This window comes from Haemophilus sp. THUN1692, from assembly GCF_059704395.1.
Map to the genome: position 1 here is coordinate 1,942,375 of NZ_AP046579.1, position 13,564 is coordinate 1,955,938.

At 39.1% G+C, this 13,564-nt stretch carries 13 protein-coding genes; 8 read left to right on the top strand and 5 right to left on the bottom strand.

Features of this window, described 5'->3' with window-relative positions; all coding sequences use genetic code 11:
- Positions 1–6: 6 nt before the first annotated feature.
- The 4 genes from accB to menB form a co-directional block, all read right to left on the bottom strand.
- Positions 7–474 carry an acetyl-CoA carboxylase biotin carboxyl carrier protein gene (gene accB, locus AC6H0A_RS10015; RefSeq protein ID WP_005641297.1) on the bottom strand — a complete coding sequence of 156 codons (468 nt, stop codon included), beginning with the start codon at positions 472–474 and terminating at the stop codon, positions 7–9.
- A 151-nt stretch (positions 475–625) separates the two neighbouring features.
- Positions 626–1,075, bottom strand: a complete 450-nt coding sequence (gene aroQ / locus AC6H0A_RS10020; protein ID WP_005641299.1) for a type II 3-dehydroquinate dehydratase — start codon at positions 1,073–1,075, stop codon at positions 626–628.
- Between the two features lie 57 nt (positions 1,076–1,132).
- Positions 1,133–2,122 (bottom strand): o-succinylbenzoate synthase, encoded by a 990-nt coding sequence (menC, locus tag AC6H0A_RS10025; protein WP_044232626.1) that lies wholly within the window; start codon positions 2,120–2,122, stop codon positions 1,133–1,135.
- A gap of 68 nt (positions 2,123–2,190) precedes the next feature.
- Positions 2,191–3,048, bottom strand: coding sequence for a 1,4-dihydroxy-2-naphthoyl-CoA synthase (gene menB / locus AC6H0A_RS10030; protein ID WP_005630980.1), 858 nt, complete (start codon positions 3,046–3,048; stop codon positions 2,191–2,193).
- Between the two features lie 145 nt (positions 3,049–3,193).
- Between menB and AC6H0A_RS10035 the strand changes: the two genes are divergently transcribed.
- Positions 3,194–3,760 carry a DUF5358 domain-containing protein gene (locus tag AC6H0A_RS10035; protein ID WP_005641303.1) on the top strand — a complete coding sequence of 189 codons (567 nt, stop codon included), beginning with the start codon at positions 3,194–3,196 and terminating at the stop codon, positions 3,758–3,760.
- 71 nt (positions 3,761–3,831) lie between these two features.
- Here the strand turns inward: AC6H0A_RS10035 and rpsT are convergent, their stop codons facing one another.
- Positions 3,832–4,095: a 30S ribosomal protein S20 gene (gene rpsT, locus AC6H0A_RS10040; protein ID WP_005641305.1), complete on the bottom strand. Its 264-nt coding sequence runs from the start codon at positions 4,093–4,095 to the stop codon at positions 3,832–3,834.
- 266 nt (positions 4,096–4,361) lie between these two features.
- Here rpsT and murJ point away from each other — a divergent pair, with 266 nt between their 5' ends.
- From murJ to AC6H0A_RS10075, 7 genes are all read left to right on the top strand, one after another.
- Positions 4,362–5,936, top strand: a complete 1,575-nt coding sequence (gene murJ, locus AC6H0A_RS10045; protein WP_005641307.1) for a murein biosynthesis integral membrane protein MurJ — start codon at positions 4,362–4,364, stop codon at positions 5,934–5,936.
- Between the two features lie 50 nt (positions 5,937–5,986).
- Positions 5,987–6,913 carry a bifunctional riboflavin kinase/FAD synthetase gene (gene ribF / locus AC6H0A_RS10050; RefSeq protein ID WP_005641309.1) on the top strand — a complete coding sequence of 309 codons (927 nt, stop codon included), beginning with the start codon at positions 5,987–5,989 and terminating at the stop codon, positions 6,911–6,913.
- Positions 6,914–6,941: 28 nt separating this feature from the next.
- Complete coding sequence (gene ileS / locus AC6H0A_RS10055; RefSeq protein WP_005641311.1) at positions 6,942–9,767, top strand: isoleucine--tRNA ligase; 2,826 nt, start codon at positions 6,942–6,944, stop codon at positions 9,765–9,767.
- Between the two features lie 79 nt (positions 9,768–9,846).
- A complete protein-coding gene (locus tag AC6H0A_RS10060; RefSeq protein ID WP_005641313.1) occupies positions 9,847–11,403 on the top strand; it encodes a phosphoethanolamine transferase in 1,557 nt (518 codons plus the stop codon).
- 69 nt (positions 11,404–11,472) lie between these two features.
- Positions 11,473–11,988: a signal peptidase II gene (gene lspA, locus AC6H0A_RS10065; protein WP_005641315.1), complete on the top strand. Its 516-nt coding sequence runs from the start codon at positions 11,473–11,475 to the stop codon at positions 11,986–11,988.
- Entirely contained in the window at positions 11,985–12,929 is a 945-nt protein-coding gene (gene ispH / locus AC6H0A_RS10070) for a 4-hydroxy-3-methylbut-2-enyl diphosphate reductase (protein ID WP_005641317.1), read from the top strand. The genes lspA and ispH overlap by 4 nt, the downstream gene beginning before the upstream one ends.
- A gap of 176 nt (positions 12,930–13,105) precedes the next feature.
- The gene (locus AC6H0A_RS10075) at positions 13,106–13,453 is read left to right on the top strand and encodes a helix-hairpin-helix domain-containing protein (RefSeq protein WP_005641320.1); all 348 of its coding nucleotides are present in this window, start codon (positions 13,106–13,108) and stop codon (positions 13,451–13,453) included.
- Positions 13,454–13,564 lie beyond the last annotated feature (111 nt).

The following is a 13,564-nucleotide window of genomic DNA, read 5'->3' on the forward strand; positions in this document are numbered from 1 at the left end:
TGGAAATTATTCAATAACGATTAATGGTTCGTCAAATTCAACCGCATCACCGTCGTTGATAAGAATTGCTTTTACTATGCCAGTTTTGTCCGCTTCAATACGGTTCATCATTTTCATTGCTTCAACAATACAAAGCGCATCCCCAACTTTCACAGATTGACCTACTTCAACGAATGCTTTTGCTTCAGGGCTTGGACTGCGATAGAACGTTCCCACCATTGGTGAACGTACAAGATGGCCTGATAATTCATCAGATGCAGCTGGTGCTGGTGTCGCCGCTTCTGGCGCTTGAGCTGGCACAGCAGCTGGAGCCGGTGCTACTACTGGCGCTGCAGCGTATTGAACTGCTGCTGGAGCAATTGCTGGCGCTGCACGGCTAATACGTACTGTACCTTCTTCTTCCTGCACTTCTAATTCAGTAATGCCAGATTCTTCTACTAATTCGATTAATTTTTTGATTTTACGAATGTCCATACGTTCTTCCTAAAAAGATTGAAATTTTAACCGCACTTTTAAATGAAAAGTGCGGTTATGAATAAACTTATTTTTGTGTTGCAAAGATTACCTTAAATTTTGCAAATTTGCGATAAAATTCTGTGAATTTCGCCAAAAATGCTCGATTTTCTTATTTTTTAGCAAGGTAATCGATAGCAAATAAAAAGGCAAACTCGTAACCTTTTGCGCCCAAACCGGAAATAATGCCTTCAGCCACATCGCTAAAATAAGAATGATGACGAAATGATTCACGTTTATGCACGTTGGATAAATGAATCTCCACAAAAGGAATTGAAACAGCTAAAAGTGCATCGCGCAATGCCACACTGGTATGGGTGTAAGCAGCAGGATTAATTAAAATAAAATCGACTTGTTGAAAACTTTCGTGGATCTTATTAATTAATTTTTCTTCACTATTTGCTTGAAAACATTCCACTTTTACATTGTGTTGAGTGGCTAAGGCTTGCATTTTCTCTTCAATGGATGCAAGAGAAATACTGCCATAATGTTTTGGTTCGCGAGCCCCTAACATATTTAAGTTCGGGCCATTTAACAGCAAAATTCTGTGTGTTTGCGACATTTTTAATCCTTTTTTGTATAGCGCATTATACTGGTTTTTCGATTTTGGGTGGTCGAATCAGATAATTTTAGTGATAAACTCAGATTCTAAATTCACAATAGGTAAATCAGAACCCGGCCAAGCGCGTAGCACTTGATATTCCATCAAATCTAACGTGTCTAAGCCTGGCGTTACATTCGGGGTGTATTGTTGTGCAATTCGCGCAAGCTGGGATAGGCCTAAACTGCTTTCGATACTTGAACTAATAACCGTTTTTAGACCTAACGAATGTGCTTGGTTAATGAGTTCAGCACAACGTTGAATTGAACCAATTAAAGTGGGTTTGATTACGACAGCCGATAAGTGCGGTTCTTTTTCCATGCAAAAATTAGGCTCTCGCACGGATTCATCCCATGCTATTGCAATGTCGGTTTGAGCAGCAAATTCACGGCTGAGTTCTTGTGTTTTACAAGGTTCTTCTAAAAATTGAATACGTTTTCTATGTTGCGGTTTGACTTTAGCGGCAAATTGTAACGCTTTTTCTAACGACCAATGGCGGTTTGCATCAAGCCGTAATTGTAAATCGGGAATCGCTTCTAAAAACATATCGGCAATTAATCCATCGCGATTGGCTTCGTATATGCCCACTTTCATCTTTGCCACTTTTTCGCCTTCTATGCTCGCAAGTTTGGCGTATAGTTCGTCTGGATCGCCATAACAAAGTGGTGCTGTATGGTAATTGCCTTCAGCTTGTAAATAACCTTTCATTTCATCCATTGCGCAACTGATACCAAAAGCAACGGAGGGGTAGGTGCCATCTAATGGTACGCGAGGTGCATCACAGCTTGCATTGCACCATGTTGTTAGCCATTCAATTGCTTGTTCTTGAGCTTGGTCTAAGGTTTCTTTGCTAAAACCAGGTAGCGGGGCTATTTCTCCCCAACCGTCTCGGCTGTAACTCACTCTTACGATTAAGCCTTCACGGCGTTTTAAAAAGCGATCACGCAGAATAAGTTGACTATCAACGGGGATGGAATAACGGTAAAGATTAAATGATTTTTCAGCCATGCTTGCTCCCAATACAAAAGTGCGGTCAAAATTCACGAAGATTTTTAACCGCACTTTATAACGATAAATTAAGGGTTACGTCTGAATTTGCTGAAGTCTGGGGCGCGTTTTTCGTTAAACGCATTGCGACCTTCTTGACCTTCTTCAGTCATATAGAACAACATTGTCGCGTTACCCGCTAATTCTTGAAGACCCGCTTGGCCATCACAGTCAGCATTTAATGCTGCTTTCAAACAACGGATCGCGATTGGGCTATTGCGTAACATTTCACGACACCAGCGCACAGTTTCTTTTTCAAGATCAGCATAAGGCACAACAGTATTGACTAAGCCCATGTCTAATGCTTCTTGTGCATTATATTGACGGCATAAGAACCAAATTTCACGCGCTTTTTTCTGACCCACTAAACGAGCCATATAGCTTGCACCCCAACCACCATCGAATGAACCAACTTTTGGCCCTGTTTGACCAAAAATAGCATTTTCAGCAGCAATCGTTAAGTCACAAAGCATATGTAATACATGGCCACCACCAATTGCATAACCTGCCACCATTGCTACAACTGGTTTTGGACAAGAACGAATATCGCGTTGGAAATCTAATACATTTAAGTGATGTACGCCGCTGTCATCTTTGTAACCGCCGTAATCACCACGCACTTTTTGGTCACCACCAGAACAGAATGCTTTTTCGCCTTCGCCGGTTAAGACAATGACACCAATGTTTTCATCGAAGCGTGCATCAGAAAATGCAGTGATCATTTCTTTTACTGTTTGTGGACGAAATGCATTACGAACTTCCGGGCGGTTAATCGTGATTTTAGCAATACCATCAGTGGATTTATGATAACGAATATCGCTGTAGCCTTCACTGTGATCGACCCATTCAACAGGCGCATATAACACATCATCTTTTGGATTTTGCATGAGAATTCCTTTTAATTAACGTAAAAAAGTGCGGTCATTATAGCGGAAGTTTTTCGGATCGGGAAAACTAAATTCATTTGCTGCTTTATCTGTTGTGAAGATATTGCTAGAATTTTGCGCATTCTCACTTTTATAAGGATCAAATGTGAAATTAATTGCAACCTTAGGTATGGCAGCATTGCTGTCTGGCTGCTCAATGTTTGGTAGCTCACAATCCGCAATCCCTGGTGAATTTGCGGGGGCGGATTACCAACTTTCCGATCAATATGCAAAACAATGGGCGATTGCAAGTAAGCAAGCAGAACAATGCGTTTACCCAAATTTAACTCGGATTTTGCAACAGCATTTTTCTAAAGAAGATAGCTATATTCATTCACAATATGTCTTTTTCTACCCATTGGAAAAAATTATTGGCGAGCAATATGTGAAGATTATTCAAGGTGATGAAAAATCAATGAATTATGCAAGCTATCAGTTTAAAAAATTCCGTACCGAAGTGGGTAATGTTGAACCTTTAACTGAACAGGCGTGTTTAAAATTACGTAATGAAGCGCGCGATGATTTGGCTGTCGTGAAAGGTCAATATAAAAATGGCATGGTGGAAGTACAGAAAAATGAAGATGGCACACCAAAAAATCAAGATGGTATCGCGACGAATGAAAATAAATTTTTCTTTGATATTATCAAATGGGGATCGATGTTGTTGCTTTAGCCTAAAATTCAATGGAATAAAAAACCGCACTTTAAAGTGCGGTTTTATTTTTCATTCTTTCTAGCTAAAAATTACGCTAATTTTTTGATTTGTGCAGCTAATTTAGATTTGTGGTTTGCTGCTTTGTTAGCGTGGATTAAGCCTTTAGAAGCCATACGGTCAACAACTTTTTGCATTTCAACGAATGCTGCTTCAGCTGCTGCTTTTTCACCTGCTGCTACTTGAGCATATACTTTTTTGATGTAAGTACGCATCATAGAGCGTTGGCTTGCGTTGTGTTGGCGGCGTTTTTCAGATTGAACCACGCGTTTTTTTGCTGACTTAATATTAGCCAAGGTCAAACTCCTAAAATTTCTGTTGATTGATAGACAAAATAAAGGGCGTCAATATGCCGATTTTTTATACTTTTGTCAATGGAAAATTTGTGTTGATTTCGGTGAGACACAACCGAAAATAAGTATCGTTATTTTTACAAGCTCTTTCAATATGGGCTCACACAAACGATGTGCAGCGGATTTTATCAGTTTTTTTTCACGGAATATAGCGTAAAAACAAAATTTCTATACAATTAGGCAAAAATTTTAGGGTAGAGAAGAATATTTTGAGTAAACGACTTTTAAAATCTAGCATTGTTGTTAGTTCTATGACTTTATTATCTAGAGTGTTAGGTCTTGTGCGCGATGTAGTTATCGCTCATCTCATTGGGGCAGGTGCGGCGGCAGACGTGTTTTTATTCGCTAACCGTATCCCAAATTTTCTTCGTCGTTTATTTGCTGAAGGGGCTTTTTCACAGGCTTTTGTACCTGTTCTCGCAGAATATCAAAAATCTGGTGATATTAATAAAACCCGTGAATTTATTGGAAAAGTTTCTGGTACCCTTGGGGGATTGGTCAGTATTGTTACGCTCCTCGCGATGGTTGGCTCGCCTGTCGTTGCCGCTTTATTTGGGATGGGCTGGTTCACCGATTGGATGAATGATGGCCCTGATGCACATAAATTTGAACAAGCTTCCCTTTTACTTAAAATAACTTTTCCTTATTTATGGTTTATCACTTTTGTCGCGCTTTCTGGAGCTGTGCTTAACACGATTGGAAAATTCGGCGTGATGTCCTTTTCACCAGTGTTATTAAATATAGCGATGATAGCCACCGCACTTTTCCTTGCGCCACAAATGGATAATCCAGATCTTGCGTTGGCTATCGGTATTTTTCTAGGCGGCTTATTACAGTTCTTATTCCAAATTCCATTTATGAAACAAGCCGGTTTACTGGTGAAACCCAAATGGGCTTGGCGAGATGAAGGGGTAACTAAAATTCGTAAATTAATGATCCCTGCGTTATTTGGTGTATCGGTAAGTCAAATTAATCTTTTACTGGATACAGTGATTGCAAGCTTTTTAATGACGGGCTCAATTAGCTGGTTGTATTATTCCGACCGCTTACTAGAATTTCCTCTTGGTTTATTTGGTATCGCAATTTCCACTGTGATTTTACCGACACTTGCTCGCCATCATGTGAATCGAGAAGATAATTCTTCCCAAAGTGCGGTTGATTTTCGCAACACCATGGACTGGGGCGTACGAATGATTTTATTACTCGGCGTGCCGGCTGCGATTGGTATTGCCGTGTTAGCCCAACCAATGTTACTCGTATTATTTATGCGTGGCAGTTTTACTTTAAGTGATGTACATGCCGCCTCTTATTCTTTATGGGCATTCAATGCGGGTTTACTTAGCTTTATGCTGATTAAGATCTTGGCTAATGGCTATTACGCACGTCAAGACACTAAAACGCCCGTGAAAATCGGGATCGTCGCCATGGTGAGCAATATGGGCTTTAACGTATTAGCGATTCCATTTAGTTATGTGGGTTTAGCGATTGCTTCTGCCATGTCAGCAACCTTAAATGCTTATTTGCTTTATCGTGGTTTAGCTAAAGAGGATGTATACCATTTTTCACGTAAAAGTGCGGTCTTTGTTCTGAAAGTTTTAGGCGCAGCCTTAGCCATGGGCGGCTTGCTTTGGTATAACTGCCCATCAATTGAAGAATGGGCAGCCATGACATTTTTAATGCGTATCTATTGGTTGGTTTGGTTAATTGGACTGGCTGCAGTTGTTTATTTAGGCGTATTGGTGCTATTAGGTGTTCGTAAACACCATTTACTGACAAAACATTAAGTTACCGCTATAATGCACCGATTATTTTTCGTTTTTTGGAATAAGATGTAATGCAATTAATTCGTGGGCTTCATAATTCACAGCCATATTTGTCAGGGTGCGCATTAACCATTGGCAATTTTGATGGGGTGCATTTGGGGCATCAGGCGATTTTGCGTCATCTTCGTCAGAAAGCGAATGCGCTGAATTTACCCATGGCGGTGATGCTTTTCGAACCACAACCGCGTGAATATTTTATGGGCGACAAAGCCCCTGCGCGCTTAATGCGTTTAAGAGATAAATTGCATTATTTGGCTCAGGCGGGTGTGGATGTGGTGATCGTCGCGAAATTTGACCGCACTTTTGCTGATCTTCCAGCAGAACAATTTATTGAAGATTGGCTTGTACGCAAATTAAATGTGAAGTTTCTCAGTATTGGTGATGATTTCAAATTTGGTGCGAAACGTTTAGGCAATTTTGCGATGTTGCAACAAGCTGGAAAGCAGTTTGGTTTTGAAGTAGAAGACAGCCGCACCTTCTGTTTAGATGAGTTACGTATCAGTAGCACCGCTATCCGTGAAGCGTTGGCTAAAGATGATTTACAGCATGCGGAAAATTTACTCGGTAAGCCTTATCGTATTTTTGGACGAGTGATACACGGCAATAAATTAGGGCGAACCATTGGTTTTCCTACCGCGAATGTTCGCTTACATCGCCAAGTGAACCCAGTAAAAGGAGTTTATGCGGTGAAAGTGCGGTTAAAATCGGACGAGATTTTTAACGGCGTGGCAAACATGGGAAAACGCCCAACTATAAATGGATTAATGCAATTATTAGAAGTTCATTTGTTTGATTTTTCTCAGAATATTTATGACCAAATGGTAGAAGTTGAATTCTGCCACAAGATTAGAAACGAGATTAAATTTCCGTCTTTTGATGATTTGAAAGTGCAAATTGAGAAAGACGTAGAAACTGCGAAAGCGTTTTTTAACAGTTAATTTTAAAATGTAAAAATTGGAAAATAAAATGACAGTCGATTACAAAAACACTCTTAACCTACCGGAAACCAGCTTTCCAATGCGCGGTGATTTAGCTAAGCGCGAACCTGATATGTTGAAAAATTGGTACGAGAAAAATCTTTACCAAAAAATTCGTGAAGCGAGCAAAGGCAAAAAATCTTTTATTCTGCACGATGGCCCTCCGTATGCGAACGGTAACATTCATATTGGTCACGCAGTAAACAAAATTCTGAAAGATATTATTATTAAATCCAAAACGGCATTAGGTTTTGATTCGCCTTATATCCTGGGTTGGGACTGTCATGGCTTGCCAATTGAATTAAAAGTAGAAGGTTTAGTAGGTAAACCAAACGAGAAAATTACGGCGGCTGAATTCCGTCAAAAATGTCGTGAATATGCAGCGGAACAAGTAGAAGGTCAGAAAAAAGACTTTATCCGTTTAGGTGTGTTGGGCGATTGGGATAATCCTTATTTAACGATGAACTTCGATACCGAAGCAAACATCATCCGTACCCTTGGTAAAGTGATTGCGAATGGCCACTTATATAAAGGTTCAAAACCAGTGCACTGGTGTTTAGACTGCGGTTCTTCTTTGGCTGAAGCTGAAGTGGAATATGAAGACAAAGTTTCTCCGTCAATTTACGTGCGTTTCCCTGCGGAAAGTGCGGATGAAATTGAAACTAAATTTGCTGCTCAAGGTAAAGGACAAGGTAAATTATCTGCTGTTATTTGGACAACCACACCTTGGACAATGCCATCTAACCGTGCGATTGCGGTAAATTCAGACTTAGAATACAACTTAGTACAACTTGGCGATGAGCGTGTGATTTTAGCCGCTGAATTAGTTGAGTCTGTGGCAAAAGCGGTGGGGATTGAGAGCGTTGAAATTCTGGGTTCTGTAAAAGGTTCAGATCTTGAATTAACCCGTTTCCATCATCCGTTCTATGATTTTACGGTACCAGTGATTTTAGGCGATCATGTTACCACTGATGGTGGTACAGGTTTAGTACATACTGCACCAGACCACGGTTTAGACGACTTTATTGTGAGTAAACAATACAATATCCCTATGGCTGGTTTAGTGGGGAACGACGGTAAATTTATTTCAACCACTGAATTCTTCGCAGGCAAAGGTGTATTTGAAGCCAATCCATTGGTTGTTGAAAAATTACAAGAAGTGGGCAACTTATTAAAAGTAGAGAAAATCAAACACAGCTACCCACACTGCTGGCGTCACAAAACCCCGATTATTTTCCGTGCGACTCCACAATGGTTTATCGGTATGGAAACGCAAGGTTTACGTCAACAAGCCTTAGGTGAAATCAAACAAGTTCGTTGGATTCCAGATTGGGGTCAAGCACGTATTGAGAAAATGGTTGAAAATCGCCCAGACTGGTGTATTTCTCGTCAACGTACTTGGGGCGTGCCGATGACCTTATTCGTGCACAAAGAAACCGAAGAGCTTCATCCGCGTACTTTAGAATTACTTGAAGAAGTGGCTAAACGTGTAGAGAAAGCCGGTATTCAGGCATGGTGGGATTTAGACGAAAAAGAATTATTAGGGGCAGATGCAGAAACCTATCGCAAAGTGCCTGATACCCTTGACGTATGGTTCGACTCAGGATCAACCTATTCTTCTGTTGTCGCGAATCGTCCGGAATTTAACGGTCAAGATATCGATATGTATTTAGAAGGTTCTGACCAACACCGTGGTTGGTTTATGTCTTCTTTAATGCTTTCTACGGCAACAGATAGCAAAGCACCATACAAGCAAGTATTAACTCACGGTTTCACCGTGGATGGTCAAGGCCGTAAGATGTCAAAATCTATCGGTAACATCGTGACACCACAAGAAGTGATGGATAAATTCGGTGGTGACATTTTACGTTTATGGGTTGCTTCAACAGACTATACGGGTGAAATGACTGTTTCTGATGAGATCTTAAAACGTGCTGCGGACAGCTATCGTCGTATTCGTAATACTGCACGTTTCTTACTAGCTAACTTGAATGGTTTTGATCCAAAACGTGATTTAGTTAAACCAGAAGAAATGATTAGCCTAGATCGCTGGGCAGTAGCTTGTGCATTAGATGCACAAAAAGAAATCAAAGATGCGTACGATAACTACCAATTCCACACTGTGGTACAACGTTTAATGCGTTTCTGTTCGGTAGAAATGGGTTCATTCTATTTAGATATTATCAAAGACCGTCAATACACCACCAAAGCCGACAGCCTTGCTCGTCGTAGTTGTCAAACTGCGTTATGGCACATTGCGGAAGCTTTAGTACGTTGGATGGCACCAATCTTATCATTCACGGCAGATGAAATTTGGGGCTACTTGCCACAAACGGCAACTGCACGTGCAGAATTCGTCTTCACTGAAGAATTCTATGAAGGCTTATTTGGTTTAGGCGAGAATGAAAAATTAGATGATGCTTACTGGCAACAACTCATTAAAGTTCGTTCTGAAGTAAACCGTGTATTAGAAATCGCCCGTAACGACAAAGTGATCGGTGGTGGTTTAGAAGCAGAAGTAACGGTTTATGCTAACGATGAATATTGTGCATTGTTAGAGCAATTAGGCAATGAGTTACGTTTCGTGTTAATTACCTCAAAAGCAGAAGTGAAAGCATTAGCAGACAAACCTGCGGATGTGGCTGCGGGTGAGTTAGAGGGAATTGTGGTAAGCGTAGCACGTTCTAACGGTGAAAAATGCCCACGTTGCTGGCATTATTCTGACAAAATTGGTGTAAATTCAGAACATCCAACACTTTGTCCACGTTGTATAGAAAATGTGGCGGGTAATGGTGAAGTGCGCCATTTTGCATAATTAAATTCGTTGTAAAACAGAAAAGTGCGGTTTATTTTAACCGCACTTTTTTACTTTTGTACAAAAGGAAATAGAGATTATGTTAGGGAAAGAAATGATTCGCTCTAAAACAATGTGGTTTTATCTCTTATTGGTTATTTTCTCCATTTTTACTAATATGGGGTTGGGTAATGTATTAAGTGAGAATATTCCTGTTTCAGATTACGCAATTTTATTTGTTATCACGGCGATTTCTTTTTATTTCACCCCTTTGGTTGGGCGAATATTAATCACCGTATTATTCCTCAGCGCACTATTTTATTGCTCTGCTGGTTTTTTCTATGGTATTCCATCTTTGGGTATTATCGCTTCTGTTTATGAAACGAATATTAATGAAACCTTGGAATACTACACAACCATTCCTTTTTGGATATTTTTATTTCAAGCTACTTATTTCATCCTGTTTGTTGCTTTAATGAAATTAAGTTTTCATGTTAAACAACAAGCATTAAAATGGCTAAATACTGTTGCTATCGGCATATTATTAGTTTTTTCTTACAATCAATTTTCTGATTGGAACTATGCATATAAATTCCGTTTTTATCCAGTTCTTTTCTACTCAGAATTTGATCGTATGAATGACCTGTATTTAGAACAACGAGATTTTCTAAATCAATCCGTTAATGCGCCTTCTCAATGGAATATTCAATCTTTTACGCCAAAATATAAAAATTATATTTTGATTATCGGTGAAAGCATGCGAAAAGATTATATGTCGTTATATGGCTTTCCATTGAAAACCACGCCATTTTTAGAGCGTGTGAAAGGCACAGTTTTTGAAAATTATTATTCTGCGGCACCAAATACGCAACCGTCTTTACAACGCACCTTATATCGAGCAGATAAAGGGGAAACGGTTTATACGGATAATATTATTTCTTTAGCCAAAAAAGCGGGCGTGAAAACCTATTGGATTTCTAATCAAGGCAAAATTGGGGAATTTGATACGATGGCATCCCGTATTGGGCAAAGTGCGGATAAAACGATTTTTATGAAGCCGTTAGGTTATAACTCTAAAAAAGTTTATGACGACGAAATGTTGCCTGTATTAGATAAAGCCTTAAAAGAAAATATTACGAATCCAAAATTAATTGTGATTCATCTAATGGGCTCACATCCAGCCTTTTGTGAGCGTCTTCCATACGAGGTTAAAAATTATTTTATTAATCAATCTATGTCTTGTTATTTAGAATCGATTAAATATACGGATCAGTTTTTAGAAAAATTAAACTCTCAATTAGTGGCGCAAAATGAACCCTATTCGGTGATTTATTTTTCTGATCATGGGCTTGCTCATTATGAGGATTCTAAAGGCTTATCATTACATCCAAATAATCTTTATAAACAAGATTATGAAATTCCTTTCGTTATGTTTTCGAGTGATAGCCAAAAGGTAGAAAAAATAAAAACGCCACAATCTGCATTTAATTTTGTTTATGGTTTTGCTGATTGGATGGGGATTAAGGAAAAACATTTACAAGGCGTGGATTTCTTCCATCCTGAAAAACAAGAAATTAAGGTATTTGATTGGAAGAAAGTGGTGAATGTCAAAGAGTTGGCTGATGATCCAGCAAAATTACCAAAAGCCGTTCAGTAAATGAGATCGTGCTTTATCATTTATCGGCTTATGCTAGAATTAGCGCAATTTTTTTAAAAGGGAAATATTATGTCCAAAAAATCAGGGCTTTCATTTTTATGGTTAAGTGCGGTTGCTTTTGTGGTTGATTTGCTTACTAAATACATTGTGGTGCAAAAATTTGATTTGTATGAAAGCGTTAATGTATTGCCTGTTTTCAATCTCACCTATGTTCGCAATTATGGTGCGGCATTTAGTTTCTTAGCGGATCATAGTGGCTGGCAACAATATTTCTTTATTTTGTTAGCATTAGTTATTTCAGGCATGTTGGTTTATTTTTTAGCAAAAAATAATGCTGAACAAAAAATCCAAAATTCTGCTTATGCTCTCATTATTGGAGGGGCGTTAGCTAATATGGTGGATCGTGCTTACAATGGTTTCGTCGTGGATTTTTTTGATTTCTACTGGGATATTTACCATTATCCAGTGTTTAATATCGCTGATATTGCCATTTGTATTGGCGCAGGGTTATTAGCATTGGATGCTTTTAAGAACGAAAAGAAAAAAGTACAAGATAAACAAGTAGAAAAGTGCGGTCAGAAATGAAGATAATTTTAGCGAATCCACGAGGATTTTGTGCCGGTGTAGATCGCGCTATTAGTATTGTTGAACTAGCCTTAGAAATTCATGGCGCACCGATTTATGTTCGTCATGAAGTGGTGCATAACCGATTTGTTGTGAATGGATTGCGTGATCGTGGTGCAATCTTTGTAGAAGAATTAAGCGAGGTACCTGATGGTGCGATCGTGATTTTTTCTGCGCATGGTGTATCTCAAGCGGTTCGACAAGAAGCGAAAGATCGTAATCTCAAAGTATTTGATGCAACCTGTCCTTTGGTAACTAAAGTGCATATGCAGGTTGCGCGTGCAAGTCGAAAGGGAACAAAAGCGATTTTGATTGGGCATAAAGGGCATCCTGAAGTTGAAGGCACAATGGGGCAGTATAGCAACGAAGATGGCGGTATTTTCCTGATTGAAAAAGTAGAAGATATTGCGCGTTTGCCAATGCAAGAAAATGATGATTTAACCTTTATGACGCAAACGACGTTGTCGCTAGATGATACGGCTGAAACCATTGCTGCATTAAAGGAAAAATATCCTGCTATTCAAGGGCCACACAAAAACGATATTTGTTATGCGACAACCAATCGTCAAGAAGCGGTGCGAGAATTGGCAAAATTATCAGATTTAGTGCTGGTTGTTGGTTCTAAAAATTCATCAAATTCAAATCGTTTAGCTGAATTGGCGTCTCGAATGGGGGTTAAATCACAGCTTCTTGATGATCCTTCCGATATTCAAGAGGATTGGTTTAATGATGTGAAAACCATTGGGATTACAGCTGGCGCGTCTGCACCAGAAGAATTAGTTCAATCGATTATTTCCCGCTTAAAAGAGTTTGGTGTGAATACCATAGAAGAACTACAAGGTTTAGAAGAAAATATGTTCTTTGAGGTTCCAAAAGAGCTGAGAATAAAAGAAGTTAACTAATCTTAAGGGCTTGTCGTAAATGATAAGCCCTTTGTTTTTTCATGCAAATTAAGAATTTTTGCGATCTGAATCGCAGAAGTGCGGTAAGAATCTTGAGCGTTTTCTTGAAAGCATAAAAAATGACTGTGTTGATATGCTCGTCAACATCAACATGTTCATATTATAAGGAAACCTCTATGAAATTAATGAAAACATTATTTACTTCGGTGATATTGTGCGGGGCTTTAGGTGCGTCTTTGGCTTTTGCTGAGGAAAAAGCTGCAGAGCAGGCTGTTCAACCTGTTGTAGCAACTCAAACTGAGGCTCAAGTAGTATCAGTTACTGTGAATGATAAATTGAATATCAATACGGCAACTGCGAGTGAAATTCAAAAAGCCTTAACTGGAATTGGTGCGAAAAAAGCAGAAGCGATTGTGCAATATCGTGAAAAACACGGTAATTTCACGAGTGCTGAACAGCTATTAGAAGTGCAAGGGATTGGTAAAGCAACGCTTGAAAGAAACCGTGATCGAATAACTTTTTAATTTTAAAACCGCGTATGGATGCCCTGTTTCACAGGGCTTTTTTATTTTTTTCAGAAAATGTAGAAAGTTTATTTCTTTTTAAAAATCCGTTGGCAATCTAAGTAAATTTTA

Bases quoted from the DNA above. Each gene is read 5' to 3' on its own strand.
- accB (WP_005641297.1), bottom strand. From the start codon at position 474: ATGGACATTCGTAAAATCAAAAAATTAATCGAATTAGTAGAAGAATCT.
- aroQ (WP_005641299.1), bottom strand. From the start codon at position 1,075: ATGTCGCAAACACACAGAATTTTGCTGTTAAATGGCCCGAACTTAAAT.
- menC (WP_044232626.1), bottom strand. From the start codon at position 2,122: ATGGCTGAAAAATCATTTAATCTTTACCGTTATTCCATCCCCGTTGAT.
- menB (WP_005630980.1), bottom strand. From the start codon at position 3,048: ATGCAAAATCCAAAAGATGATGTGTTATATGCGCCTGTTGAATGGGTC.
- ribF (WP_005641309.1), top strand. From the start codon at position 5,987: ATGCAATTAATTCGTGGGCTTCATAATTCACAGCCATATTTGTCAGGG.
- ileS (WP_005641311.1), top strand. From the start codon at position 6,942: ATGACAGTCGATTACAAAAACACTCTTAACCTACCGGAAACCAGCTTT.
- AC6H0A_RS10060 (WP_005641313.1), top strand. From the start codon at position 9,847: ATGTTAGGGAAAGAAATGATTCGCTCTAAAACAATGTGGTTTTATCTC.
- lspA (WP_005641315.1), top strand. From the start codon at position 11,473: ATGTCCAAAAAATCAGGGCTTTCATTTTTATGGTTAAGTGCGGTTGCT.
- ispH (WP_005641317.1), top strand. From the start codon at position 11,985: ATGAAGATAATTTTAGCGAATCCACGAGGATTTTGTGCCGGTGTAGAT.
- AC6H0A_RS10075 (WP_005641320.1), top strand. From the start codon at position 13,106: ATGAAATTAATGAAAACATTATTTACTTCGGTGATATTGTGCGGGGCT.